Source organism: Vibrio sp. 2-2(8) (genome assembly GCF_963888495.1).
Lineage (GTDB): Bacteria > Pseudomonadota > Gammaproteobacteria > Enterobacterales > Vibrionaceae > Vibrio > Vibrio anguillarum.
In genome coordinates this window covers 25,396-51,900 of sequence record NZ_CAWPJM010000004.1, presented here as the reverse complement: position 1 = coordinate 51,900, position 26,505 = coordinate 25,396, and the positions used below count along the sequence as shown (strand labels likewise).

Here is a 26,505-nt window from a genome sequence, read left to right as displayed (position 1 = left end):
ACAGTATGACTATCCACAACGCTTCGCGTAAGTCTGATTTGGTTTATCAACTCAACGATAGGCCACCGCTACCCCAAACCATTTTCGCCGCTTTACAACATTTGCTAGCCATGTTTGTTGCGGTCATCACCCCTTCGCTCATTATTTGCCAAACACTTGGTGTTTCTGCCGAACAGACTAACACCATCATCAGCATGTCGCTGTTTGCATCTGGCTTATCCTCCTTTATCCAGATCCGCACCATTGGCCCGATTGGCTCCGGTTTACTTTCTATCCAAGGCACCAGTTTTAACTTTCTTGGGCCAATTATTGGCGCAGGCTTGTCATTAAAAGCGGGTGGTGCAGATATCAGCACTATGATGGCGGCGATCTTTGGCACCATTTTAGTCGCTTCTTTTGCTGAAATCCTATTATCACGAGTGCTGCAATACGCGCGCCGCGTGATCACGCCGCTGGTGTCGGGCATTGTGGTCACCCTGATAGGCTTAACACTGGTACAAGTTGGTTTAGTTTCTATGGGTGGCGGCTATGCTGCGCTCAGCGATGGCACTTTTGGCAGCTTAGACAAACTGGCATTGGCGGGAACCGTGCTTGGGCTTATCGTGTTGCTCAACCGCTCAAGTAACCCATACATTCGCGTAGCATCGATTGTGATTGCGATGTTCGTCGGTTATATCATGGCTTACTTGATGGGGATGGTGAACACTGATTCACTGAGTGAAACTGCCCTGATTGCACTACCAATACCTATGCAGTTTGGTTTGGGTTTTGATTGGTCACTCTTTATTCCTCTGGTACTGATTTTCTTGATCACCGCATTGGAAGCGATTGGTGATATCACCGCCACTTCTGAAGTGTCGGGCGAGCCTGTCAAAGGGCCGATTTACATGAAGCGTATTAAAGGTGGTGTGCTGGCTGATGGTTTGAACTCTGCGCTGGCGGCGGTCTTTAACAGTTTTCCCAACTCGACCTTTAGCCAAAACAATGGCGTAATTATGCTCACCGGGGTTGCCAGCCGTTATGTGGGTTACTTTATTTCCGCCATGCTGGTGTTGCTCGGCCTGTTCCCAGGCGTGGCAAGCTTTGTACAATTGATTCCTGAACCGGTACTTGGCGGTGCAACCATCGTCATGTTCGGCACCATTGCAGCCGCGGGTGTGCGTATTATTTCCCGTGTGGATCTCGACCGCCGCGCGATTTTAATCATGGCACTGTCGTTTTCGATGGGGTTAGGCATTGCGCAAAAGCCAGAGATTCTGCAATTTATGCCTGAGTTCATTAAGAGCATTTTTTCATCCGGCGTAGCGGCTGGCGGTATCACCGCCATTTTGCTCAACTTGCTACTGCCAGAAAAATTGCCACGCGAAGAAGAAGAACTCGAAGAGCTCAAAACCAACTGATTGCATGGATGTGTCCAAAAACTTCGGTCAGCAGCCGAAAGGGTATCAACCGCAAACACAATGGGCTCAACTGAGCCCATTGTGTTATTTAGTGAATAAGCCCTATTTGGTCGGGAAGCTCAGTTGCGCTTTGAGTCCACCTTCACTGCGGTTACTCACCACAACGCTGCCATGATGCTGGCTAACAATCCGTTTCACTATCGCCAAACCAAGCCCTGTGCCTTCACTGCCGCGCGCGGTATCACCACGCGTAAAAGGTTCAAACACTTTACTCACTTGGCTAGGATCAATACCCGGGCCATTATCCTCCACACAAACCCAAGCCATTTTGTTATCTGCGGTACTGCCCGTGCTCACCTTAACCCAACCATTGCCATAACGAATGGCGTTCACCACTAAGTTGCTCACCGCGCGTTTAATGGCGATCGCATTGCCAAAGGCTGGCTGCATTGGTAAATGCAGCGCGACATCGATTTTGATCTCGTAGCCCCCTTCGGCAGTGGCGACATCATTGGCGATCTCATTGAGATCAACGGCGGTAAAGGTCTGTTTATTGACCGGTTTAAGGTAGTCCATAAACTGACTGATGATCTCGTTACACTCTTCCGTATCACTGATGATCCCTTCGGCGAGATAACTCTCTTCTGGAGACATCATTTCCGTGGCTAAGCGAATACGAGTTAGCGGCGTACGTAAGTCGTGGCTGATCCCCGCCATCAATAATGAGCGATCCTCTTCAAGCGCTTGGATCCCTTTCGACATTTGATTAAACGCCAACGTCACCGCGCGAATTTCAGAAGCGCCTTTGAGCGGCAATGGTGGCGGGTTCTCACCTCGGCCAACGGCTTTGGCGGCTTTTTCTAAGGCAATTAAGGGACGATTTTGTAGACGAATAAACAGCCATCCCCCTAAGACGATCAGTAACGCCATCACCAAACTATTGTGAAATAGTGGCGCAAAATCCTCTTTTTGTAGCTCAGAAAGAGGGATGCGTATTAATGACCCCGGAAAAGAGTCCACTTTCATCCATAAAATATAACTCTCTTTACCCAAAATCATCCGCACATCGGTCGGCGAGCCGAGCTCATTGCTCATCTCCTCGCTCATCAAATCAATGCTGATGGCATCGTGATACTCTTGGGCCATCTCACTCTCTTCACTATGAATGGTGACGCCCAACTGTTCTAACACTCGGCGGCGCTGTAAGGCGTCCATTCCCAGCTTCGATGTATTGTTCGCCGCATCGTCCAGCATTAGGTTGATCTCATGGCCCAAAATCTTATTGAACTGCTGCAAACTGGGCATCAAAGCATAGTTAAATACGGCGTAATAAGAATACACTTGGCTGGCGATCAGCAATGAAAAGAAGAGCAAAATCGATTGAGTAAAGGAACTGCGAATGCGCATAGGAAAACCCGCTATGAACGTACTATCAAAAAGGCGACAAAAAAGCTCCTGTGGGTTAACCGACAGGAGCTGATTGAAATTTAAGACTCTTTACCATCTGGAACGAAGACGTAACCTAAGCCCCACACCGTTTGTATGTAGCGTGGTTTGCTTGGATCCACTTCAAGCATGCGACGTAAACGCGAGATTTGCACATCAATCGAGCGCTCCATTGCGGAGTATTCACGCCCTCTTGCCATATTCATCAACTTATCGCGCGACATCGGCTCACGCGCATTGGTGACTAAGGTCTTCAATACGGCAAATTCACCGGAAGTGAGCGGCATCGGCTCATCGCCACGGAACATTTCGCGGGTACCTAAATTCAGGCGAAACTCACCAAATTCAACCACCGATTCTTCAGCACTTGGCGCGCCGGGGGCTTCAATCACTTGGCGGCGTAGCACGGCTTTGATTCGCGCCAGTAGTTCACGCGGGTTAAACGGTTTGGGCAGGTAATCATCCGCACCCACCTCCAAGCCAACAATACGATCCACTTCGTCGCCTTTGGCGGTCAGCATTAAAATCGGCAACATATTATTGGCGTTACGCAAGCGGCGGCAAATAGACAAACCATCTTCACCCGGCAACATCAAATCCAGCACCATTAAGTGGAAGTTTTCACGAGTGAGCAGGCGATCCATCTGTTCGCTATTGGCGACACTACGCACCAGAAAACCTTGCTCTGACAAGTAACGCTCAAGCAATGCACGTAAACGCGCATCATCATCCACCACTAAAATTTTATAGTTTTCTTGCATTTATTCGTCCACCGATGATCTAACCTTACCAGTAAACTGGCTTTGGCAAAATGTAGCACTGATTCCCCTACCGTGAGCTAAAGAATTGTTACGCTTTATTACTTTCTTAGTCGATCACTAACAATCTAATCGATAACAGAAAACGCGGCCATGCCCTTTGTCACAACGTTGGTATCATAAGTTGAGTCGATGGTGTAACGAAGGGGAGTGAGTGAGTTACTACATTTCGCACGCGCTTCAATGGATGAGTTAGAGGCTTACGCACTGAACCGCTCTTAAATATAATGAAGCCCCAGAAATCATTCTGGGGCAGTTTTAGTTTATCTACGGAGATTAAAAACCTCCGATATTTGTCACCATTGAGGCTACAATAGTTATTGTGGATTAAGACCCAACTTTTCTAATACTAACTTAAAGTTCGCTCTACGCTCCGCCAAGTTATGTACCTCGCCCGTAGAGCAGGTTGAATCTGGGCAACCACGGTTAACAATACCTGACACGTCATCAATAAACGCTGACCCTTTTAGACCACTCTCAACGTACTTTTTCAGCTCGTTGTAGTAATTCCAATCTGCGTATTGCCCACCTTCATTCGAATACGCCTGCACTGAGGTTACCCAGTAGAACAAACCAGCAATCCATTTAATTTCTTTGTTCTCTTCAGAGCTACAAATCAGACCGGGGTTGGAGCAAAAATCCATTTCAGCATATAGTGGATTTTCGGGCGGCGCTTCAACGGTTATACCATCAATGGTTTGGCCAATCGTTTCAGGGTCAACATGTGAACGACCTAAGTAGTGGTTGAGCGTACCAAAGTTTTGACGCCCGGTGGTTTGGATAACACCGCGCCCCCACCAGCCACAGCCCTCTACGCTTTCTTGGCTGCTGCCGTCCCAAATGAACTTACCTGCTTTTTGACCAACGTAAGTCTTACACTCGTCACGCTCCCAAACTTGCTTAGACGTATCTACGTTTTCTGGAACATCGTTACAGTGGCCGTTGTTAGTCCAACGTCCTACCGCCCCGTTGACCAAGAGACCGCGCTCTTCTAGTACCGCATCAGGGGCGGCAAAAACTGGCGCTGGTGCACCGTACCATTTCGCATGTGTTAGCGCACTCATTTCCATTTTATTATCACGCGGGCAGGAATACGCATGGTCTAAGCCCGATGCTGGGTTGACACCGTAGTCTGCGTATTTCTGACCAAGCTGGCCACAACTGGCCGACATGGGATAGTCTGCAGGCGCACCATATTTGGTTTCAGACCAATTATTTTCGTCACAGGCGTTATAACGGATAGTTTCCTGCATACTTTGTGCAAGGAATGCGGCAATCGCGACTTTGGCGTATGTGATGTTGGTTGCATCATCAACATTCTCATCCATCAACCAGAACTTGTTGCCTGCAACGCCAATGTTGTGCATCGCATTCAGACCGTCTAGGAAGTCATTCCATTTGTACACCGTTGATGGCACCCAACCATTACTTGGCGTTTCATATAGGAACGCTTCGTTATCCATCGCATTTTCAGCGTCAGCTAACTGTTGGTTCAATGCTTCGATACGAGTCAAAGAACCGTTTTCTAGCTCTTCACCAACGTAGTACAGGGGTACCTTCGCCTCTTGGTAACGCTCAATTTTTGCCGTTAGCGCTTCACTGTCTTTATCAAATTGCAGTGCAAACACGTTACTAAATGCCGCTTTCCGCAGTTGAGGTTTACTTTCACCTTGGCCCATGAAGTAGTTAGCTGTTTGCTCTGTTGGCATGTTCGTCAACATTGCTGGCGTCTTAATGTAGTCTGTCACCTGCTTCACGTACTCTAACGCATTGTGCCACTGCTGAGCTGATAAGGCCTCTGTTACGCTGGATTTAGTAAACGCAACAAAGTCTGCTTTCGTCGCCACTTCAGCGTTGTACAGCTCAAACTTATCGAGTAATTCTGCTGTATCGCCTGATGCACTATCCCAAACTGACTGTCGACCTGAATGACTATCGTAGGCAAAATCACCAATGCTAAGAGTCCAGCCAAAAGGGGCGTTTGGTGCTAATGTTGAGAGAATAAGATGGTGAGCTTGAGCCCAACCTTTGACATCATCGCTCAAGGCTTGAATCGCATCCATATCGATTCGGTTGTCCGTTCCAGTGGAATTGACCGCACTCGTGAGGGCTTCTTTAACCGCAACGGAGCCAAAGAACTCGCCTTGATCTTGTGTTGCAAGGTCCAACACATCGCTGGTGATGATGATTGATGCTGTGTCTGCCTGCTCAGCTTGATTGATGATAGAGACAAACGCTTGCGTTAATTGCTCAACATCCGCTAATTCCTCACGATTGCTCGCTTCAATTATCAGTGTCTTCGGTGCATTAGTTGATGGGCTGGCAACCACAAACGTATTTGGCCAGCCTGCCACTTCTAAACGCACAGGATCCATTGGGTTTGGTAGTGAAAGCAGTGGCGCAGTACCAGGCTCTGAACCATCACAATTAAGATGCAAAGACCATGAGCCGTCGCTACCTGGCAAGGTTTGTGTCCAATGCGCTGCAGAATAAGCAATATTGTTATGCACCATAATGTCGCCCTGATTGGCATGATCACCGCTTGTCCAATTTGGATAAACATTAAACTCCGCACAGAGTTCATCTGGTGGAGTGACAGGCGGATCAACTGGATCCTCTGCAACCGTAAGACGAACACTCGCGCTAGAAAAAAGATTCTGAGCATCGGTGGCGATCGCATTTAAAGTGACGTCACCAGCTTGAATTGGCGACCAATCACAATCAAAACTATCCACCTCATTGGCCTCGTCGGCATTAAAAGTACAAATGGGTTGGCCATTAGCCTGCACAACCAGCGTGGATAAGTCATTATCCACGTCTGTTGCACGAACAGAAACCGAAACCTTCTCGGTAGGCTGAACCATCGCCCCGTTTACGGGGGTGATGAAACTCACCGCTGGAGCTGTAAAATCTTCTGTCACATTGGCTTCGATTGTAACAGACACCGATTGCTGTTTAATGACCTGATTACTTTTATCAAGCACCAACACCTTAATCGTCGCACTACCAGCAGCATCGGGTGTCCAACTCTGAGAGTAGTTTGTTTGACTTTGATCGATGTTTTGCAGACCTAGGTTCTGACTGTTCACCCAAAATTCCACTTTTGCGGCTAATTCGCCTTCAATACTAACTTGAATGGCCGTCTCGTCACCCGCCGTTACCAGTTGGCCTGATACAGGGGTAAGAATCGATAATTCGGTTTCGTCAGGGATGGCTGGCTGATCAGAACACTCAGTCACCTGCCAAAACCAAGAGTCCTCATTCGGAGTTTCCCATACACCAGGGCTATTTTCTGCAATAAAGCACTGATCGTTATAAGAAACAACTTGACCATTTTCAACTTGAGTTTCACCCGGAATAAAAGGAATGATATCGCCTAAATCAGGTTCTGGTTCAGGTTCTGGTTCAGGTTCTGGTTCTCCTGAACAGGCAGCACTATCCCAAAACCAAGAGCTAGCATTGGGAGTTTCCCACACACCAGGATTATTTTTGGCAATAAAACATTCTCCATTATAAGAAACCAGATCTCCATTCTGAACCTTAGTTTCACCTGGTATAAAAGTAACTATTGAATTGCTGTCAGCAGCATACAAATATCCGCTGAACATCACACTTGCCAGAACGGCAGTTATTTTATTTATTTTTTTCATTTATTTATCCTTTGGGATAAAGATGATTTAAGTAAGGCGCACGTAACAGATACGGCAACGGCACAACCACAATAAGGGCATTCGATTTATGCCTATATTTAGCACGAGATACTTATTACTCGAAATGAAAAAAATTGAATAACACCGGGCATAATAATAATGAATAGATTCAGTAACTAAAATACAAAGGATAACTACATTATTATCATAACACTAATGCATCAATACCTTAAAAATGATAATCAAAGAAGATAATGGTGAGTAATAACAAACTTCACCATATATCGCCAACGGTTAAAAGAGCGAGCAACTTAAATTACGGAAAAGCTAGTCAATAATACTAGCTTTATAAATAAGATGGACAAACAGTAAAATATTTCTCATTCAATATTTTACTGTTTGAGTTTGAGAATCGGTAAAGTACTCAACTAAATTCTATTTATTGCAATGTTCTACACTTATTCCTAAGTAACTGTGCACAGTTTCGAGCACATTAGGTGGCAACTTTCACGGCTGACATCGTTTGTCAGTTCGGCTCTTTATCAAAGCGGCCAAAACGATAGCGATAGCCTAAACCAAAGGCAATATCGGTGCTGTTGTTGGCATTAAACATATTTTCGACCACAGTAATTTCAATCGCTGAATGGCTCATTTGATAACGATACCCAAAAATAAACTCGGTCGATGGTTTAGAAAAGTCATCCTCCCCCGTTGAAAGGCCTTGATAGAATGAGACCTGCCCAATCAGATAATGGCGTTCTAACCACTGATATCGATAACTGGTACCCATCGACCAAGTGCTCGAATGATACTGGGTTTGGCCTGGTACATTGGTCGGGTTGCGAAAGGTGATAGCCAACAGCGTATCAAGTGCATGCTTACCTCTTCGGTAGCCATAATTAAGCTGCACCGCTTGTTCAAACTCAGACAGGTTGAATATTCCATGTTGTGGATCGTTGTAATAGAGTGAAACTCCCAATGACAAACCGTGATGAGGCTTATCCACCAGCTGGTACTGTAAATAGCTGGTCAACGCACGGCTCAATGTCTCGCCTCGGAACGCTTCCTGATCAATGCCGTACTCTGGCATTTGAATGATGAAGCGATCGTTATCGACATCCTCACGCCCATTTTGATCAATGCCAAACCAGTCATGAAAAGCAAGTGTTAAGCCATCTAAATGATTATTGGCAGCAAAGTTCCAACGATAATTAAACTCAACCTGCCACTTCGAAGTGAGCTGCCATTTACCGCCCATTGCAAGCTGATTCTGGTAATAATCCAAACTATAGTGGGGAGTGATCGCCCAAATGCTGGCGATAGTCGCGCTGGTGTAGAGCTCCACTTCTTCCTCTTGCATCGAAAAGCCGGAGCGAAGTTGTGCAGAAAGGCTATTGGTATGCAGTGGCGATTGCACATAGCTTTGCGCAGGCCCGTAGTCAATGTCCGCCCACGCCGAGGGGATGGAAAGAGAAAAGAGAATAAACCAACAAATGCACTTACACTCCGTCATGCATACTCTCCGGCCAAAGCAACCTTTTGAATATATTAGACAATCATTAACGCTTAGTGAGTGACCATATCCCTTAATGATGATCTACCGTACACATTAAGTGTATGCGCTAATTCAGAAATATCATGAGATAGTGCTAACTTTTTCCGCAAGCTAGGGCGTTTTCAAATTCGGATTATCAAATTTTTTTTGAAAATGAATTAAGCAAGAGGCGGTTTCTTGTTTGGACTCAGTCCGTTATCTTAGCGCCATCTCGAATGTTATCTTCCCTAGGAGGGAAAAATGAATATTGTTCAAGCATCGCAAGCGCGCTATTCCACCAAAGCGTTTGACACCAACCGTAAACTGACTGAACAGCAAGTCGCTGATATTAAAGAACTGGTACGCATGAGCGCCTCTAGCGTCAATTCGCAGCCTTGGCATTTTATTTTGGCGGCTAGCGAGGAAGGCAAAACGCGTATCGCCAAAGCGGCGCAAGGTCAATTTTCCTTTAACGAACGCAAAATTTTGGATGCGTCTCACGTGATGGTGTTTTGCGCCAAAACCGATATTGATGATAACTACTTATTGACGCTGCTGGAAAACGAAGAGAAAGATGGCCGCTTTGCCAATGAAGAAGCCAAAACAGGCATGCACGGCGGACGCAGCTATTTTGTTAACTTGCATCGAGAAACGCTCAATGACGCCGAACACTGGATGCAAAAACAAGTTTATTTAAATGTTGGAACACTGCTGCTCGGAGCGGCTGCGATGGGCATTGATGCTGTCCCCATTGAAGGGTTTGATGCCGAGGTGCTCAACCAAGAGTTTGGCCTGACTGAAAAAGGGTTCACCAGCTTAGTGATTGTACCGCTCGGTTACCACAGCGAAGAAGATTTTAACGCCAAGCTGCCGAAATCTCGCTGGCCAGAGCAAACCGTCTTTACTGAGTTATAAGCCATGATCCACTTATTAGCCGAAATCAAAGCCCTTCCCGACTCAATAGAGCGAGTGCAAGCTATGCTTGAAGCGCTGCTTGAACCGAGCCGCAACGAAACAGGCTGCTGCCAATATGAGCTCTATCGTGATAACTCGATTGACGGCTTATTCTTGATGCAGGAGATTTGGTGCTCAGAGGAGAGCTTGCAACAACACCAACAGAGTGCACATTTTCAGCACTTTCAACAACAGCTTAGCGAGCAAGAGGCATTGGAATACCTACAAATCCGCCCGCTAACGTTTGTTGGCTAATGCGGGATTAACTCTCACGCTGTTTGATGGCTGTCAGTACCGCTTGTCGTTGCTGGCAGCCTTTTCCACGAATAAATTCCTGAAAAGCGCGAATGGTTGGAGTGATCAAACGTCGATCTGCGCACACGATATAAATTGGCACTGGCCCACTTTCCCATTGCGGTAAAATGCGTACTAAGCGCCCATCAATAATATCCTGACTGATATCCATTAATGACTTATTGGCAATGCCTTTGCCTTTAACAGCCAATCGATGTACCACGTCACCATCGTTGCATGCGGGGTTTCCTTGCACTACCACACTCTGCGTTTCGCCCTCTCGGCTCAAAACCCACTTGTTATGCAGCGTGTCGGCCAGCATATAACAAAGACAATTGTGATGTTGCAGATCGTCAGGATGGAGGATAGGTGGATGCGTTGCCAAATATTCTGGCGAGGCGCACAACACGCGCTCGTTTGATTCACACAGCGGCATTGCAACCAAATTGGAATCAGCAGGATGGCCATAACGAATCGCAATATCCATCGGGTGAGCATACATATCCGCTAAGCGATCGGAGAGATCCAGTTTAACAATGACGTTCGGGTGCAAGGCAATAAATTCATCGATCCAATCCAGCAGTAAATTGCGCCCCAAATCCGAAGGGGCACTGAGGTGCAGCTTCCCCGCCAGTTGACCGCGCGCGCATGCTATCTGATCGAGCCCTTCTTGTAACGTGGCAAGGGCTGTCTGAGTTTTGGCGAGGAAAATCTCCCCCTCTTGGGTTAAGCGCATATGACGTGTCGAGCGGACAAAGAGCGGAAACTGCACCTGCTCTTCTAAGCGGCGAATGGCGGCACTGACCGCGGCCGTGGTCAGCGATACGCTGTTGGCCGCCTTAGAAAAACTGCCTTGGCGTGCGGTTTCGACAAACAAGTTCAGATCATTGAGTGCTTTCATATTCTCCGCCTATTGGGCTATTTCCATCGCTAAAATTTCCACGACAAGTGATATTAATCGGCTGATAGGCTTGCCAACACTTTTGCGCGCTAACATCACCGCCTTGCGCTTTACGCTGATAATGCTGTTGCAATTGCGTCAGATAACGCTGGGCAATCATTTTTTGCTCATCATTGGCCACTTGCCAGATCGATTCACCGACCAAACTAAGGGGGGGTAATTTTGGTTCTTTGCCTCGTACTGCAAGCGGATTAATCTGCACGTTCAGCAGCTCGTAGATACGCCGATTCTCTTCCACCAGTTGTTCCTGTTGTAATCTCGCGCCCAGTGTCATCAACTGTTCACGTAAGGTGTAGCCGTGATGCACAGGACAAAGTAGAAAATCGAACGAGCGATGCGGATAACGCTCAACCAGCGCGGCAATGAATTCACTCATTAAATCACCGCCAACCCCAGCGATGATCAGTAGATGCGAGCCAGAATGGCTATCAAGCGGCAAATCGCGCACATCCAGGCAATGTGTACGCCAGCGCGGTAACGCCGCCGTTGCAGGGAAATAGCGCGTTAAATCGAGCGTCACCTTTTCAATCAACGCTGGCACAATATCAACAAAATGCACCACACTATTTGGACAGCGCTTCAGTAATGCCGCGCCAAGCAAACCGTGATCGCAGCAGCAATCCCAAATATGATCGTAGTGGCGGTTGATCTGCTGTACTAACTGCGTGAGCCGTTTTCCTAATTTCATCTTTGCCCAACCAAGCCGCATGATACAACACGCCGCCGAATAAAAAGAGTGGCGGCCATTTTACTTGGATTTGAAGAAATGTTGCATAGAAAATAACAAACCCATCAATGAACATTTCTAGTTAACCTGTCAGTGATTTATAGTGAGCAACACTTAATCTATTCTGACAAAAGGAAATGTCATGGCAGCTCTGTTTTTCAAGTGCCTGCTTGGTGCGCTTGCCGTGTTGATCATCGCCCTGCTCTCCAAAAGCAAAAGCTTTTTTATTGCTGGTCTTGTACCGCTGTTTCCTACCTTCGCTCTGATTGCGCATTACATTGTAGGCACCGAACGCACGATGGAAGACCTGCGCACCACCGCGTTGTTTGGCCTTTACTCGCTTATCCCGTATGCGGCATATCTGTTGGCAGTATACTACTTCAGTTATTGGCTACCTCTCACCAGCACACTGGTATGTGCCACTTTGGTGTGGTTGGCATTCGCTGCATTATTGTTAGTAAGCTGGACACGTTTAAACCCTGCGATGGCCTAAATCATCATCCCCCGACGGTCATATCGATACGGGAGAAAGCCAAACGCAAGCACTACAACGTGAAGTGCTAGAGGAACGATGGCATTTACGCTGCACAATTTATTAAGGAAAGACATAATGTTCGGAAGAGCTTCTTTTACTCTGTTTATTCACATTGTGGTGATCGCAGCTGTTGCGGCGAGTGTGGGAAGCCTGCTCGCCATTCCGCTTTCTGAAATGTTTATTGCCGCAGCTTTAGTCATTGTGCTGCATAAAAAACGCCTCTTATCCATTCGCGTTCCTAACGGGTTATTGTTGACGGTGCAAATTGTGCTCGGCATCAGCGTTGGGGCGACCATCAGTTTAAGTCAATTGGGCGAAACCTTAACCCTACCGGTGATTATCGGTTTGGTTTGCTGCTTAAGCTTGCAGATCGCCAGCAGCTTTCTTTGGCTCCGCAAAAGAGAAGGTTGGTCACCGTTTGAATCTCTACTCGGTGCGGTACCGGGCGCGATGGCAGCGATTTTGGTGATCAGCGAATCAAGCCAGACTCCTTCAACCAAAGTGGTTTATTCGCACTCGGTGCGCTTGATGATCCTCACTTTACTGGCTCTTTTTATCTCCAATAGCACGCCCGACGCTGCCCCCGTTGAGAGCAGTTTAACGATTTACGCGTGGTTGATTTTCTTTGCGCTTGCGCTGCTTAGTCTACTGCTGGGCAAAGGCTCGACCTTGCTCGGCATTCCCGCGCCCTATATGTTGGCGGCACTGCTGGTCACGGCCAGTTTCAATAGTTTTTCGACAGGCATTGCGCTACAACTTCCAACATGGATGGTGGTATTCGCCACCGCACTGCTGGGTATTTTGATTGGCGCACGCCTTGCCGATACCACATTGCGCGAAGCCATGGCTTATTCGCGCGCAGGTGTGATGGTTACACTGATTGGTCTGCTGGTCGCCGTCGCCGTGTCTGGTTTGTTTGCGTTACTGCTGGATAAATCTTGGGTGGTATTACTTTTAGCTTGGGTCCCCGGCAGCGTAGAAGCGATGACCGCCGTCGCCCTACTTCTGGGCATGGAACCCGCGTTTGTGATGATCAACCACGCCCTACGGCTACTGCTGCTCTACTCGCTACCCGCCGTGTTGAAAAAGCCGTTAGAGGCGTTGCGAAGCAAGTGAGATGAGAAAAATGAGCGACCGAGGAATATTTTGGATAACCGAATACTCCGTTCACTGCCCTTTTTCATACTCAATCGAGTTAATAAACCACTCTTTGATACCGGTGGGTGTGGGCACTTGCACCTCGTCATCAACCTCTTTTTTCAGCAGAGCACGCGCCATCGGTGAATCGATGGAGATGTAATCTTTCGCGTCACCGTAAATCTCTTCTGGGCCCACAATGCGAAAGCGCTTTACATCACCCGCTTCATTTTCAATTTCCACCCAAGCACCGAAAAACACTTTCCCCTCTTGTTGAGGCGAATAATCAACTATCGTCACTTCCGGTAAAAATTTTCTCAAAAAACGAATTCGGCGATCAATTTGGCGCAGTAAACGCTTATTAAAGGTGTAGTCTGCGTTTTCAGAGCGATCCCCGAGGCCAGCAGCCCAAGTGACTATTTTGGTAATTTCTGGCCGTTTTTCATGCCAAAGATGGTCATGCTCTGCCTTTAATTTATTGTAGCCCTCACGGGTAATCAGTTTGGTCTTCAAGATCTTTTCCCATTACACACCGCCGCACATTCAAGGTAGCCGCGGGTTATACATTCATCACGATGGCTTGCTACTATACTGTCATTTTCGCTCGGCACCAACTGACTGAACTTATCTTTAGCCACCAAACTCATCTTCAGTTTTAGCGCTGCCAACGCTGAAAAATGACATCAAAATCACACGTGTTACGTGACCTCTTCGGCACAATCGGGTAGAAGGTTATCTCACTAATCTCATAACAGCGCGCCGTTAGACTAGAAATAAGTCTAACGTGCCCCAATAGTTACCCTATTCAAACCACCCTGAGTGGTGGTGCTACTGAACTACAAAAGAGAAACCACGGATGAGCCAAGCTATCTGCAAATTGATCGCACAAGAGCTAAATGTGCGTCTTGAGCAAGTGACAGCGACTGTCACACTTATTGATGACGGAAACACCGTTCCTTTTATCGCCCGTTACCGTAAAGAGGTCACGGGTGGGCTAGACGACACCCAACTGCGTACCTTAGACAGCCGTTTATCCTATCTGCGCGAGCTCGATGATCGCCGCCAAACCATTCTGAAATCGATTCAAGAACAAGGCAAGCTCACCGCCGAGCTAGCACAAGAGATCAACCAAGCGGATAGTAAAACTCGCCTTGAAGATCTCTATTTACCCTACAAACCTAAGCGTCGCACTAAAGGACAAATTGCGATTGAAGCAGGGCTTGAACCCCTGGCAGACAAGCTGTGGAATGAAGCGCAAACCGACCCTGAAACCGAGGCCGCACACTATGTGAACACCGAGAAAGGGATCAGTGATATCAAAGCAGCACTGGACGGTGCACGCGCCATTATCATGGAACGCATTGCTGAAGATGCCAACCTGCTGGACAAAGTGCGCCGCCATTTGACGCGCAGTGCCGAATTGGTCTCTCGCGTGGTCGAAGGCAAAGAGCAAGCAGGGGAGAAATTTAAAGATTACTTCGCGCATAATGAAACGCTCAGTAAAGTGCCTTCACACCGAGCATTGGCCATGCTTCGCGGCCGCAATGAAGGCTTTTTAAGTTTGAGCATGAATGCCGACCCAGAGCAAGAAGAGGGCGTGCGCCAATCGTATTGCGAAACGCTGATTGCACAACACTATGGCATTCACTTAAGCAGCGCCCCTGCCGATGGGTGGCGCAAACAAGTGATCAGTTGGGCGTGGCGCATTAAAGTGTCAATGCACATGGAAACCGAACTGATGGGCGCAATGAAAGAGCGTGCCGAAATCGAAGCGATTGAAGTGTTTGCCACCAACTTAAAAGATTTGTTGATGGCCGCACCGGCTGGCCCACGCGCCACTCTCGGCTTGGATCCTGGTTTGCGAACGGGTTCGAAAATTGCGGTAGTGGACGCCACGGGTAAAGTACTGGCGACCGAGACGATTTATCCGCATCAACCGCATAACCAACATGACAAATCAGCGAAAATTGTTGAGCAGTTGGTACGCCAATTTAACGTCGATTTGATTGCGATTGGCAACGGTACCGCATCGCGCGAAACCGATACTTTTGTCGCCGATGTCATTAAGCGCGGCAACCTGAAAGTGCAGAAAATCATTGTCAGCGAAGCGGGGGCATCGGTCTATTCAGCCTCTGAACTGGCAGCCAAAGAATTCCCCAATATGGATGTGTCGCTACGCGGCGCGGTGTCGATTGCTCGCCGCCTGCAAGATCCACTTGCCGAGCTGGTGAAAATCGATCCGAAATCGATCGGTGTGGGCCAATACCAACACGATGTCAGCCAGTCGATGCTCGCCAAACGCTTAGATGCGATTGTTGAAGACTGCGTCAACGCAGTGGGCGTGGATGTGAATACTGCCTCTGCCGCGCTGTTAACACGCGTGGCTGGCTTGTCTAACGCACTGGCGCAAAACATCGTTGATTATCGGGATGAAAATGGACGCTTCGCCTCACGCGCCACACTGAAAAAAGTCGCGCGCTTAGGGCCAAAAGCATTTGAGCAATGTGCGGGCTTCTTACGCATTATGGATGGTAAAAATCCACTCGATGCCTCTTCGGTTCACCCAGAAGCGTATCCAGTGGTGAAAGCCATCGCCGAAAAAAATAGCAAAGAGATCAAAGCATTGATCGGCAATAGTGAGTTTTTGCGCAATTTACACGCCGTCGATTATACCGACGAGCATTTTGGCCTACCGACTGTCACTGACATCATCAAAGAGCTCGATAAACCGGGCCGCGATCCACGCCCCGAATTTAAGACCGCGACCTTTGCTGATGGCGTGACTGAAATGAAAGATCTGGAAATTGGGATGATTTTGGAAGGCGTGGTATCGAACGTGGCCAACTTTGGTGCTTTTGTTGATATTGGCGTTCACCAAGATGGCTTAGTGCATATCTCTGCGCTGACTGATCGTTTCATTGCCGACCCGCGTGAAGTGGTGAAAGCAGGCGACATCGTCAAAGTCAAAGTGATGGAAGTCGATGTGCAGCGAAAACGCATTGCACTCTCGATGCGCTTAAACGATGAGCCGGGTCAAGATAACCGCAGCCAACGCTCTGGCGCAACAAGTGGCAACACGCGTTCGTATCAAAACAGTGGCCAACCGCAACGCCGTCGTGAAGAGCCACAACAAAACGCGGCAATGGGTGGAGCTTTCGCCGCCGCCTTTGCTAAAGCGAAAAAATAGCGGCGATGCGTAACTTACTGGATAAACGAATCACAGTGAAAAGCACCTAACCGCGTCGCTCATATCAGAGCCGCAAAAAACACAAATCCCCACTGCGGCCAACGCCTAAGTGGGGATTTTATTTATCGCGATAAGTCGCATTCATCGACCTACAACACCGCAATCACTTCAGAAGGCGTATTGGGTGCAACCGCGTGACCATAATAGTACTTAATTACAGTTCGCCGGCGCGCCATTTTGCCTTCGGTTATCGCAGCATCAATAATGTGTTTAGGTAACCTAAACCGCATCGTATAGCTTTTACCTTGATCCTTGCTGTAGGTGGCGAGAGCGAGCAAGTCAAACAGCCTTTCGAGCTCGCTTTTCTGCTCCTCTTGATAAGAAGTCGATGTTTCGTATTCGGTGCCAACCTCATAGCTTGGATGCTCTGAAGGGTCCCATGACGACTGTTTTCGTCTTTTATCATCCGCCTTTACCTTACGCTCAGCGTTGGTTTTAGCCAGTTCGACGGTTGGCATCACAGGGGCGCGGATCCGATTGTCACGCGCGGCCTGTTCCGTTTGCACATTAACCGATGGGGCGATAAGTGGCACACTTACGTTCGTTGGTGACACCATCATAGCCGAAACCTCCTCAGTATCGCCCGCCCCGATAGACCTGCTTTCGCTCAGCACTACTGGGTTAGACTTTATATCGACCAGATTGCTCAAACTTTTAGCAAATTTATTTTTAATTTAACATTTGCACCCAACGGCTTGACGTTTCAGGACGCTACAGATAAAGACAGCAAACGGGCGAATCCCCATGAGAGAGCAACGATGTGATTGAGGTGAGCCAACACAGCTGTAGCTTTAAGTAGAAAGACATTGCATGGGTATCAATGCCTTAACGTGCAAAGGCGATGAGCTGCTGGCAAAAATCGTCCAGTTCAGTGATGAACGGTGCGTGGGAGGAATTGCCAAAAATGTACTGCTCGCTATTGGGCAAGGTTTTTTGCAACTCTTGCGCCACCTTAACCGGCACCAAACCATCAAGCCGACCATATAGACGAAGCATGGGAATCGAGAGTGCTGTCAAAGGCTGGCGCAAATCCACCTCCGCCAACATGACCAAACCCGCTAACAATGATTGTGGGTTCGGCGCTGGCCGTGATAACACCGCTTGTTTTAGGTATTTGACATCTTGCTTTGCCTGAGGGCTGCCCATCGCTTGCAACGCCATAAAGCGCTCAACAGTAGCCTGAAAATCGTCCATTAACTGTTCAGTAAAGGCACTGAGCACTTGAGGGAGAATGCCACGCCACGGTTTCTGTGCCGCAAATTTGGGAGAACTCGCCACAGTGACCAATTTGCTCACATAACTTGGGTGATGCAGTGCCATATGAGTCGCCACTAACCCACCCAAAGACCAACCGACCCAAATGGCTTGTTTAGGCGCTTGCATGATTAGCGCTTGCGCGATCTCTTCTAGATCAGCGGCGTGGCTAGCGGCGCTGTGACCATAACCAGGCAAATCAACCACGTGCACACGAAAATGTCCTTTAAGCACATCGACCGCTTGCTGCCATACTGCACCATTCATCCCCCAACCGTGCACCAAGACAAGATCATCGCCCTCGCCTGAGGCTTGCCAATATAACGCTGTGGCCATGCTCACAAATTCTCCCACTAAATTCACACTTCTTCGCTGAAAAAATACCGATCATACACTCACTGACTTGAAATCACGGTCAACACAAAGACTGATTCAAGTTGCAAGAGTATAACCATACTTCGTTTCACAGCTTTGGTTGAGTTATGTTATCGCATTGGGTTCAAAAAACCATCACGCGCTTGGTAAGCCGTCAGTGTCTACTGTGTCGTTTACCGATTGAAACTCACCAAACTGGGGCTTGGTGTAAGACCTGCCTAACCTATTTTTCACCGCAACCTCGCTGCCAACAGTGCGGCCTGCCAACGCTTATTACCGTGCCTCAATGCGGGCAATGTTTAGCGAATCCTCCGCCTTGGCAACGCCTATACTGTGTCGGCGACTATATTTTTCCGCTCAGTCACACCATTCATCAACTCAAATATGAAGGTCAATTTTGGCAATCTCGCCATTTGAGTGCCTTACTGACGCCACGTATCGACACTCCCGCCCCGCTCATCACTAGCGTTCCGTTGCACTGGCAACGGCGCTTAAAACGCGGATTCAATCAAAGTGCACTACTTGCCTCTCAATTAAGTCAACAACTGGGGGCTAGCTGCGATAACCAGTTGATCAAACGCAATCGCGCAACGCCCCAGCAGCAAGGGCTTTCTAAATTACAGCGCAAACAAAATCTCAAACATGCATTCACACTACGGCACCGTCCCACGCACAAGCACATTGCACTTGTTGACGATGTAGTGACCACGGGCAGCACCGTGCAGCAAATCTGTCAATTACTGCTTGAAGTCGGTGTCGAAAGGATTGATATTTACTGCATATGCCGCACTCCTGAACCTAAAGATTAACCAACACGGTTTTATTTAGCGCGTAAAAAGGACTGGATCCGCCGTGTTTCAGGAGTAGAATGGCAAGTAATAACCTATAAATTTACTCAGGTATTCGTCGTGTCAAATTCTATTATTATTACCGAAACAGCCCAAACCCATTTCGGCAAGTTGCTTGGGCAACAGCCTGATGGTACTAACATCCGAGTTTTTGTAGTCAATCCAGGCACTCAAAATGCAGAGTGTGGCGTCTCTTACTGCCCACCCGAGGCAGTGGAAGCGACTGATACTGAAATTGCCTTTGAAGGTTTTTCTGCGTATGTCGATGAACTGAGCTTGCCGTTTTTAGAAGACGCAGAGATCGATTTCGTCACTGATAAAATGGGTTCACAACTGACACTTAAAGCTCCGAATGCGAAGATGCGTAAAGTGTCTGATGACGCAAGCCTGATTGAACGTGTGGAATATGCGATTCAAACTCAAGTCAACCCGCAGTTAGCTGGCCATGGTGGCCATGTCAGCTTGGTTGAAATCACCGAAGATGGTATTGCGATTGTCGCCTTTGGTGGCGGCTGTAACGGTTGTTCAATGGTCGATGTCACCCTCAAAGAAGGCATTGAAAAAGAACTGCTTCAACAATTTGAAGGCGAATTAACCGCGGTGCGCGATGCTACTGAACACGATCGTGGTGAGCACTCTTACTACTAGTGACTCGCTAAATACATGGATTACAGAAAAACGAAGCCGAGATGAGATTCTCGGCTTTTTTATACTTAAAATCATTTGCCGCGCTCAAGTCCTTTTCAATTAAGGTCATTTTCTCATATAGTTAGAAAAGTCATTTGCCTTACGGGAATTAGTGTATGCCAACCAGAAAACTGCCCGAAATTTTAGCCCAAAGAACGGCAGCTCAATCGACCCTGTTTACCATCGAATCATTAGATTTACGCTTTTCTAACGGCGAACAGCGCACCTATGAACGAATGAAACCGAGCGGCCGGCATGCAGTTATGATGGTGCCAGTAACGGCACAAGGAGATTTACTGCTGGTTCGAGAGTATGCCGCTGGCACTGAACGCTATGAGCTCGGATTCCCTAAGGGTTTGATTGACCAAGGAGAAAGCCCGCAACAAGCAGCAAATCGTGAACTCAAAGAAGAAATTGGTTTTGGCGCAAGCACCTTAACCCCCTTAAAAGAAGTGGTACTTGCCCCCTCTTACTTTTCGAGCAAAATGACACTCTTCTTAGCACAAGATCTATACTCAGAAGTAATGGAAGGCGATGAACCCGAACCTTTAGAGGTCATTCGCTGGCCTCTGGCCCAAGCAGAAGAGCTACTGACTCACCTCGATTTCTGTGAAGCCCGAAGCATTACCGCACTACTGCTTGCTCTGCGCAGCCTAAAATAACAAAGTAGAGCTATAGGATTGATGATGCCAACAGCCAATAATTTATCTTACTTACTGCCTGACGTAATTGAAATCGCTCGCTCTGCCGGGCAATTGATTCTCGATATCTACGAAAAGAAAAACTACGAAGCGTTCACCAAAAGTGACCACACCCCTGTCACCAGTGCCGACCTTGCTGCGCATAAACTGATCTGCGAACGACTGAGTGAACTCACGCCAGATATTCCTGTTTTGTCGGAAGAGGCGGCGGACATTAGCCTAGAAAAACGCAGCCAATGGCAGCGATACTGGTTGGTTGACCCGCTTGATGGTACGCAAGAGTTTATTGCGCGCAGTGGTGACTTTGCCACCATTATCGCACTGATCGAAGAAAACCAACCAGTGATGGGCGTCGTCTATGGGCCCGTTTCTGGCGTGACTTACTACGCCTACGCAGGCAAAGGCGCATGGAAGATCCCCGACATGTCTGAAAGCTTGCGTATTGAAACACACAAGCACGAAACCGTTGGGCAATCCATCGCGATTGCGATCAGTCGCCGCCAAGATATTAACCGTATTACAAGTTGCATGAGCAGCGCATGGAATTATGAGTTAGTGCCGCTGGGCTCGGCAGCGCTGAAAGCGTGTTTAGTCGCAGAAGGTGCTGTCGACTGCTATTTGCGCCTCGGCCCAACGGGTGAATGGGATACCGCAGCCACGCAATGCATCGTAGAAGAGGCGGGCGGACGCATCCTTAACACGCAACTGCAACCGCTGTCCTACAATGAGCGTGAAACGTTAGAAAACCCCAACTTTATTGTGTTAGGGGATGCCGATTTGCCTTGGAATACCATTTTACAAGTCAAACCATAACGGCCATTACCAATAAAAATGCCGATCAATAGACTCAGCATTTTTATTGGGGTATGAAATGATTACGGTTAAAAAACCAATCAAAGCTGGCCTTGATAATTAAACTGATATTTACCTTGGTTGTCTGGCGCTCCAATCCACTGTAATTGCTCCGCCATTTCGGGTGGGAATTGCGCTTCAGGTTTAAACCACGCTTTCGCACTGTAACTCATATCTGGTTGCAGCTGCAGGGCAAATTCACTGCTCATTTGCTCACTGTTTTGCTGACCGTTCAATGTCATCTGATTGCTTTGACATTGCAGATCTGCCACTACCGGACCAAGCGAGAGCTCTCCTAAAGGTGAGTCAACTCGGCCATGAGTCCACGCAAGTGAGCCTTCGGCAGATTCACACCACGGGCTATCATAGCGGTAATGGTTCAGGGACAACTCGACTTGCCCCTGAAAAGTCACTGGTACAGGCAGCGGAAACAGCGTCGCTAATTTATTAGCCGCGACAGAAACCACAACCTTGTCCGCATAAGGGCCAGAAAACCCCAGACCAAGATTGCCTTTGCCACGAACTCCCATATCACTACCGCGTCCAAAGCGTACCGCCACTTCAAACTTGGCCATCAGCAGTTGTGATACTTGGATGTCCCAGTTGAGATCGCCGACATTTTGCCCTTGCCAAAAGAGTTGCTGAGCACTACCAGACCACACCGTACCGTCAACACCAGTGACACGCATGACTTCGGAAGAGGAGAGTTGATTCATCACCAAGGAAGCCGGAATATGCGCGACCACACTGATGAGAAAAACCATTACAAGGAACCCGCTATAGAGCAATTTCTTTTTCACTCACCACCTCGCTTCAGTTGTAAGCGTTTTACTTCGACAACGCCACTTTGCTGAGCACGGTTGATGTCCATAAACTCGACATCGACACCTTGCTGCTCTTTTAGAAAGGCAAGCCAATCCACCAATTTAGAGAAAGGAAGTGGTTGTATCCAAACCTGCATCATTTCATCACGCGGTTGAATACGAATAAGCTCAATTTGAAAACGCTGCACACTTGATGAGATGACTTGATTGAGCGGTTGCGTCGTTGCCACCCCACCACCTTGTGCGCGCAATTGAGTAATGGCATCGGCCTTATCCGTCACCCAATTAAGCAATTGTCTTTCACTGATAATCCGGGCTTGCGCAAGCTCGGTTTTCTGATTAAGTGGCGCTAAAATGCCCCAATAAATGATCGCAACCACACACAACGATACACCACCTAACAGTAATTTCTGTTCACGAGGGGAAAAGGCCGCCCATCGTTGTTGAAGTGCACTCAGGCTATTTTTCATGTCACTCACCTCACTGGCTTTTCAGTATGAAGGTACCATTGACTACAGAACCCGAGCGGTTTAACTGCCCTTGCTCAACCACAAACTGTTTTTCCAATTTAAGGCGCGCTTGTTCAAAGCTTTCAAAATCATTACTTTGAACTTCAAGGCGAATTTCACCCCGATTGCCATCATATTTAACACTTTGCAACTGCATGTTCGGTACGCTGCCGACACTGCTGGGCAACTTCGACAACCACTCCAACATCGAACCATTGGCTTCGCCGCCAGAGAGCCGAGCCGCTTCATCATTCATCAGTCTTTTCAGGTAACTGATGGTGGGTATTTTCTGTTTATCAGGGAAAACCGCGCGAAAAACACGTTCACTCTCCGCTCGATAAGCATCGGCTTGCGCTTCGTAGTGCCCAGCTTGCAAAAGATGGTGGCTGGTTGAAATTACAATCAACACCGCGGCCGCTAATGCGCATTTTTGCCATACTTGCCAATGCTTCAAAAACGAGGACTTGGTTTTAAAACTTCCCGTCAGTAAAGTCACTTTGCTCGCTATCGCTTGCTGAGTCAGCAACGCCATGACTAAATGAGGCTCGGCCTGTTGCCAATGTTGCCCTTCAGCCAATGTCAGCTCAGGGAGCGGGGTATACGCCTCTAGCGGTAAATAGTGCCCCTCTTGCTTGACCCATTCTGAAGCACTAAACAGCGTTAACCACTGCGGTTCAATGCTCACCCCTAAATACTCACCTTTACGGATTAACCATTCTTGGCCGATCTGCAGTGCCGACAACCCCTCTGATGCAGGGATAGCCAACACATCCGGTAATACCTTTTTCACGTCAAAACCCGCGGCTTTGAGCTCATCTAAGCGGGTACGCAACCAAGCACGATCCACCCCGACAACGTAAGCAGTGGAAGCGGTTTTATGCAAAATTGAAAAATGCAGCTCATCCACATCTTGTGCGATCTCATCTTCGATTAGATAAGGCAACATTGACTCTAAGCGACGAGCCACCCCTGATGGAATCGCGACCTCAGTCAGAACTAAATCACTGGCAGCGAGCAGCACAATCGTGGCGCGTTCAGCCGCATAGCTAGAGAGCTGAGATAGCTGCTCCCATCCGGATATTTCACCGCTGGCAATCACTTCTTGCTGCTGTGTTGACCACACCAGCCAAGGTATTTCAGCGTCTTGTTGACTACTCAGCCGAACGGTCAGAAACTCGCTCACTGATCCCTCCAAAGCGACGGCGTATGACCGTTGCGGTTTCTCTATTATCACTAAACAATAAACTGCGAATACGAACTCGCGAGTCATCAACCAAGATTTGAGCATCCAGTTCAAAATAAGCACTATCGACAGCTAGGTACTGTTTCGCTTCTTCTTTCACTTTGCTCTCCACAGCAGCCAATGCGGCCTCTGCGAGAAAATTGTCTACCGAAGCCCAACCATCAAATGGTCGGCTCTCGAGTAAGTTTTTTGCATCCCCTTCACTTAAGTGCGGGCTGAACATCGCCACCAATAACTTGGCATGATCGGGTTCCAAGGTATTGATATTCAAACGCCAATCATCAGTGGGGAGAGTACAGATATAAGGCGCTATTTTATTCATTACATCACCGCTCACCTGCTGAACCGCGCGCAACTCACTGTTATCCGCAAGTAAACTATTCGCCGCCAGATAAGCAGGAGACATTGATTCATACTGGCTGTCTTCTACGCCATAAGAGGACTGCACATCTGAATCGCCATCAATATACTCCCAAGCCGAATCGGCAATCACTTCGGCTTGATAGCTGTCGACCTCAAGCTCTTCCAATAACCGTTGCAACACTTGCACTAAATAGGGTTTTTCGACACTCCCTGCCGCAGGTCTGGCTCTCGAGAGTACATTCAGGTTAAAACAAGCCTGTTTATCAAGGATGCGTCCTTTCAGAGTGCCGTAATCCAATGGATACGTTTGCTCTTTCATCGCCCAAGGTTGACTTAAGTTAATCGTTTCATTGTCTTTGTAGCTCTGCTCGATAGCGACTTTGGCTAAAGCTTCACTACCCACACTATACCAATAGGCTTGCTGGTAACTAATTTGATTATTCGCTCTTTGAAACTGTGTGAATAAACGCTCGGACATGGTTGCGGCAATCGACACCATAATCGCCAACAACAGCAAGATAACGATTAACGCTACACCGCGTTGGGCTCGATTAGGGTGCGCCATTATTATCAGCCTCTTTATTGGTCGAATTGATGCCACCACCAGCAGTAAGGTAGATACGCTCAATCTCGCCATAATCTTTCAGCGCCAATTTCACGGCCACCGCCTGTGGGATTTTCAAGGCATCACTCCACTCTTCACTCCATTTATCTTGGTTATAAAAGCGCAGCGATAGTGACTCAACATCATGTAACAACGGCGTGATGATCCCTTCTTGCCCTGCAGGAGTATCAGGATAACGCCACCATATACGCTCTAACACGCCCTCTTTAATTCGGTAGCCGACCTTAGTGACTTCCCCGCGTGGAAATTGCTGCTGTGGGTTATGCCAACCTAATCGTGCAAACAGCACTCCTTTTTGATCGGAGTCGAGCAAGTACTCTTTCCAAATCAGCATCTGTTGACTTGGCTCTTCACCATTGGTGCGAAATTGACGCGTTGCCATCTGCCGAAAATCGCCATCCATTAACACCATGGCGCGCTGCAATTCGTTCAAACGTTGGCTACGTTGGGCTGAAATCTCATTACTGCGCTGGACTTGGTTCAATACTTGGTAAGCACCAACGCTCAAACTAGCGAAAATCGCAATCGCCACCAGCACTTCAATCAGGGTAAAGCCTTTGCTTTGTTTATTTGGCGACATAACTTCTCACTGTCACCAAAGGTGATCCTTCTTTTTCACTAGCCACGCTAACATCAAAAGCTTTCAATAAATTATCCGCAGTGGGTACTAAAGTGACTTTCCAATACCAGGTTCGACCCGCCAATACTTCACTGCCATTTTTCGCTTGTACGTTTTTAGGAGTAAGCATCACTTGCGCCATCTGGTTATCGACCACCATGGCGGCAAACGCTTTTTCTTCCAAATAACTCACGGTATTGATGTGTTGGCTGACCGAACGGATCACACTGATGGAAGCGGTGGCAAAAATAGCCAGCGCCACCAAGACTTCTAACAGCGTCATCGCTTTTTGTTTACCCATCGATCGCATCTCCCGGAGCGAACAGCGTGATTTCCCCGTTTTCTTTCACTACCACTCGCCAGCCTTGCTCTGCATCTTGCTGATTAAGATGGATGCTCAGGACAAAAGGGGTCAGCTCACCACTCGATAAAATAAACACTTGTGGTGGTAGCTGCTTTTTCTGTTCGTTTTCATCAGCAAACTTATCGTCATCAAACAGACTGCCCGGTTTGAAGAGTCGATCGTCGTTTTTCCATGCACTTCCTCCCAGCTCAAACTGGAGAGATAACCCCTCAGGCAGTTGGAGCTGTGAAGCCATTTTCTTGCTCTCTAGCGGCTGCCATCCCTTGTCCTCCATCGATAGGAAAACCAGATGCGATTTTTTTTCATCGACCCGCAAACCAAAATCTTTGCCACTGAGAATGGCTTCTTCATTACTCAGTTGTAGACGCTGATAAAGGCTCATCGCGTACTGTTTCGCATCATCGTTGTTCGTGCTAGGTAGCGTCGATATAACGGCCACAGCACTGAGCGAGAGCAGCACGAGCACCAGCAGTATTTCGAGTAGGGTAAAACCGCGTTGAGATAGCATCAGATAAATGGGGCGGCTAAGGCCGCCCTC

27 protein-coding genes are annotated in these 26,505 nt (G+C 47.9%); 11 read left to right on the top strand and 16 right to left on the bottom strand.

Annotated elements, in window-relative coordinates:
• The first annotated feature begins 5 nt into the window (after positions 1-5).
• Positions 6-1,400: a uracil-xanthine permease family protein gene (locus tag AACV12_RS01740; protein WP_047688004.1), complete on the top strand. Its 1,395-nt coding sequence runs from the start codon at positions 6-8 to the stop codon at positions 1,398-1,400.
• Positions 1,401-1,502: 102 nt separating this feature from the next.
• Here AACV12_RS01740 and envZ read toward each other — a convergent pair whose 3' ends face one another.
• The 4 genes from envZ to AACV12_RS01720 form a co-directional block, all read right to left on the bottom strand.
• Positions 1,503-2,807, bottom strand: coding sequence for a two-component system sensor histidine kinase EnvZ (gene envZ, locus AACV12_RS01735; protein WP_013855410.1), 1,305 nt, complete (start codon positions 2,805-2,807; stop codon positions 1,503-1,505).
• Between the two features lie 80 nt (positions 2,808-2,887).
• Complete coding sequence (gene ompR / locus AACV12_RS01730; protein ID WP_010319303.1) at positions 2,888-3,607, bottom strand: osmolarity response regulator transcription factor OmpR; 720 nt, start codon at positions 3,605-3,607, stop codon at positions 2,888-2,890.
• A 374-nt stretch (positions 3,608-3,981) separates the two neighbouring features.
• Positions 3,982-7,314, bottom strand: a complete 3,333-nt coding sequence (locus AACV12_RS01725) for a cellulose-binding domain-containing protein (RefSeq protein ID WP_170901358.1) — start codon at positions 7,312-7,314, stop codon at positions 3,982-3,984.
• Between the two features lie 526 nt (positions 7,315-7,840).
• Complete coding sequence (locus AACV12_RS01720) at positions 7,841-8,827, bottom strand: DUF3187 family protein (RefSeq protein ID WP_170901355.1); 987 nt, start codon at positions 8,825-8,827, stop codon at positions 7,841-7,843.
• 282 nt (positions 8,828-9,109) lie between these two features.
• On the opposite strand from AACV12_RS01720, the gene nfsB reads away from it, so the two are divergent.
• Positions 9,110-9,763, top strand: a complete 654-nt coding sequence (gene nfsB, locus AACV12_RS01715; protein ID WP_088731492.1) for an oxygen-insensitive NAD(P)H nitroreductase — start codon at positions 9,110-9,112, stop codon at positions 9,761-9,763.
• Positions 9,764-9,766: 3 nt separating this feature from the next.
• On the top strand, positions 9,767-10,057 hold the full coding sequence (locus AACV12_RS01710) for a putative quinol monooxygenase (protein ID WP_013855414.1): 291 nt from the start codon (positions 9,767-9,769) through the stop codon (positions 10,055-10,057).
• Between the two features lie 7 nt (positions 10,058-10,064).
• Here the strand turns inward: AACV12_RS01710 and AACV12_RS01705 are convergent, their stop codons facing one another.
• Positions 10,065-10,997: a LysR family transcriptional regulator gene (locus AACV12_RS01705; RefSeq protein WP_013855415.1), complete on the bottom strand. Its 933-nt coding sequence runs from the start codon at positions 10,995-10,997 to the stop codon at positions 10,065-10,067.
• Positions 10,981-11,745: a tRNA (adenine(22)-N(1))-methyltransferase gene (locus tag AACV12_RS01700; RefSeq protein WP_170889730.1), complete on the bottom strand. Its 765-nt coding sequence runs from the start codon at positions 11,743-11,745 to the stop codon at positions 10,981-10,983. The genes AACV12_RS01705 and AACV12_RS01700 overlap by 17 nt, the downstream gene beginning before the upstream one ends.
• Before the next feature lie 181 nt (positions 11,746-11,926).
• Here AACV12_RS01700 and AACV12_RS01695 point away from each other — a divergent pair, with 181 nt between their 5' ends.
• From AACV12_RS01695 to AACV12_RS01690, 3 genes are read left to right on the top strand one after another with little or no spacing between them, the layout of a single operon-like run.
• The gene (locus AACV12_RS01695) at positions 11,927-12,277 is read left to right on the top strand and encodes a GlpM family protein (RefSeq protein ID WP_017048724.1); all 351 of its coding nucleotides are present in this window, start codon (positions 11,927-11,929) and stop codon (positions 12,275-12,277) included.
• The gene (locus AACV12_RS18080; protein WP_160117746.1) at positions 12,264-12,383 is read left to right on the top strand and encodes an NUDIX domain-containing protein; all 120 of its coding nucleotides are present in this window, start codon (positions 12,264-12,266) and stop codon (positions 12,381-12,383) included. The genes AACV12_RS01695 and AACV12_RS18080 overlap by 14 nt, the downstream gene beginning before the upstream one ends.
• Before the next feature lie 11 nt (positions 12,384-12,394).
• Complete coding sequence (locus tag AACV12_RS01690) at positions 12,395-13,435, top strand: AbrB family transcriptional regulator (RefSeq protein ID WP_170901353.1); 1,041 nt, start codon at positions 12,395-12,397, stop codon at positions 13,433-13,435.
• A 51-nt stretch (positions 13,436-13,486) separates the two neighbouring features.
• Here AACV12_RS01690 and greB read toward each other — a convergent pair whose 3' ends face one another.
• The gene (greB, locus tag AACV12_RS01685) at positions 13,487-13,969 is read right to left on the bottom strand and encodes a transcription elongation factor GreB (protein WP_010319306.1); all 483 of its coding nucleotides are present in this window, start codon (positions 13,967-13,969) and stop codon (positions 13,487-13,489) included.
• A gap of 343 nt (positions 13,970-14,312) precedes the next feature.
• Between greB and AACV12_RS01680 the strand changes: the two genes are divergently transcribed.
• Positions 14,313-16,643 carry a Tex family protein gene (locus AACV12_RS01680; protein WP_170901351.1) on the top strand — a complete coding sequence of 777 codons (2,331 nt, stop codon included), beginning with the start codon at positions 14,313-14,315 and terminating at the stop codon, positions 16,641-16,643.
• Positions 16,644-16,792: 149 nt separating this feature from the next.
• Here the strand turns inward: AACV12_RS01680 and AACV12_RS01675 are convergent, their stop codons facing one another.
• Together AACV12_RS01675 and bioH are read right to left on the bottom strand one after the other, a co-directional pair.
• A complete protein-coding gene (locus tag AACV12_RS01675; RefSeq protein WP_026027513.1) occupies positions 16,793-17,263 on the bottom strand; it encodes a hypothetical protein in 471 nt (156 codons plus the stop codon).
• A 265-nt stretch (positions 17,264-17,528) separates the two neighbouring features.
• Positions 17,529-18,293 carry a pimeloyl-ACP methyl ester esterase BioH gene (gene bioH, locus AACV12_RS01670; RefSeq protein ID WP_038148688.1) on the bottom strand — a complete coding sequence of 255 codons (765 nt, stop codon included), beginning with the start codon at positions 18,291-18,293 and terminating at the stop codon, positions 17,529-17,531.
• A 146-nt stretch (positions 18,294-18,439) separates the two neighbouring features.
• Here bioH and AACV12_RS01665 point away from each other — a divergent pair, with 146 nt between their 5' ends.
• The 4 genes from AACV12_RS01665 to cysQ all read left to right on the top strand — a co-directional run bounded on the left by AACV12_RS01665 (position 18,440) and on the right by cysQ (position 21,381).
• Positions 18,440-19,141: a phosphoribosyltransferase family protein gene (locus tag AACV12_RS01665; protein WP_088731488.1), complete on the top strand. Its 702-nt coding sequence runs from the start codon at positions 18,440-18,442 to the stop codon at positions 19,139-19,141.
• A gap of 99 nt (positions 19,142-19,240) precedes the next feature.
• A complete protein-coding gene (nfuA, locus tag AACV12_RS01660) occupies positions 19,241-19,828 on the top strand; it encodes a Fe-S biogenesis protein NfuA (RefSeq protein WP_013855425.1) in 588 nt (195 codons plus the stop codon).
• Between the two features lie 155 nt (positions 19,829-19,983).
• Complete coding sequence (gene nudE / locus AACV12_RS01655) at positions 19,984-20,529, top strand: ADP compounds hydrolase NudE (RefSeq protein ID WP_013855426.1); 546 nt, start codon at positions 19,984-19,986, stop codon at positions 20,527-20,529.
• Between the two features lie 24 nt (positions 20,530-20,553).
• Positions 20,554-21,381, top strand: a complete 828-nt coding sequence (gene cysQ, locus AACV12_RS01650; RefSeq protein ID WP_010319313.1) for a 3'(2'),5'-bisphosphate nucleotidase CysQ — start codon at positions 20,554-20,556, stop codon at positions 21,379-21,381.
• 80 nt (positions 21,382-21,461) lie between these two features.
• On the opposite strand, the gene AACV12_RS01645 is transcribed toward cysQ, so the two are convergent.
• From AACV12_RS01645 to gspH, 7 genes are read right to left on the bottom strand one after another with little or no spacing between them, the layout of a single operon-like run.
• On the bottom strand, positions 21,462-22,220 hold the full coding sequence (locus AACV12_RS01645) for a type II secretion system protein N (protein ID WP_017043523.1): 759 nt from the start codon (positions 22,218-22,220) through the stop codon (positions 21,462-21,464).
• The gene (locus AACV12_RS01640; RefSeq protein WP_013855429.1) at positions 22,217-22,714 is read right to left on the bottom strand and encodes a type II secretion system protein M; all 498 of its coding nucleotides are present in this window, start codon (positions 22,712-22,714) and stop codon (positions 22,217-22,219) included. The genes AACV12_RS01645 and AACV12_RS01640 overlap by 4 nt, the downstream gene beginning before the upstream one ends.
• A gap of 10 nt (positions 22,715-22,724) precedes the next feature.
• The gene (gene gspL / locus AACV12_RS01635) at positions 22,725-23,936 is read right to left on the bottom strand and encodes a type II secretion system protein GspL (RefSeq protein ID WP_170901349.1); all 1,212 of its coding nucleotides are present in this window, start codon (positions 23,934-23,936) and stop codon (positions 22,725-22,727) included.
• Positions 23,905-24,924, bottom strand: coding sequence for a type II secretion system minor pseudopilin GspK (gspK, locus tag AACV12_RS01630; RefSeq protein WP_017048718.1), 1,020 nt, complete (start codon positions 24,922-24,924; stop codon positions 23,905-23,907). The genes gspL and gspK overlap by 32 nt, the downstream gene beginning before the upstream one ends.
• Positions 24,911-25,564: a type II secretion system minor pseudopilin GspJ gene (gene gspJ, locus AACV12_RS01625; protein ID WP_017043520.1), complete on the bottom strand. Its 654-nt coding sequence runs from the start codon at positions 25,562-25,564 to the stop codon at positions 24,911-24,913. The genes gspK and gspJ overlap by 14 nt, the downstream gene beginning before the upstream one ends.
• Positions 25,551-25,913: a type II secretion system minor pseudopilin GspI gene (gene gspI, locus AACV12_RS01620; RefSeq protein WP_013855433.1), complete on the bottom strand. Its 363-nt coding sequence runs from the start codon at positions 25,911-25,913 to the stop codon at positions 25,551-25,553. The genes gspJ and gspI overlap by 14 nt, the downstream gene beginning before the upstream one ends.
• On the bottom strand, positions 25,897-26,475 hold the full coding sequence (gspH, locus tag AACV12_RS01615) for a type II secretion system minor pseudopilin GspH (RefSeq protein WP_013855434.1): 579 nt from the start codon (positions 26,473-26,475) through the stop codon (positions 25,897-25,899). The genes gspI and gspH overlap by 17 nt, the downstream gene beginning before the upstream one ends.
• Between the last annotated feature and the right edge of the window lie 30 nt (positions 26,476-26,505).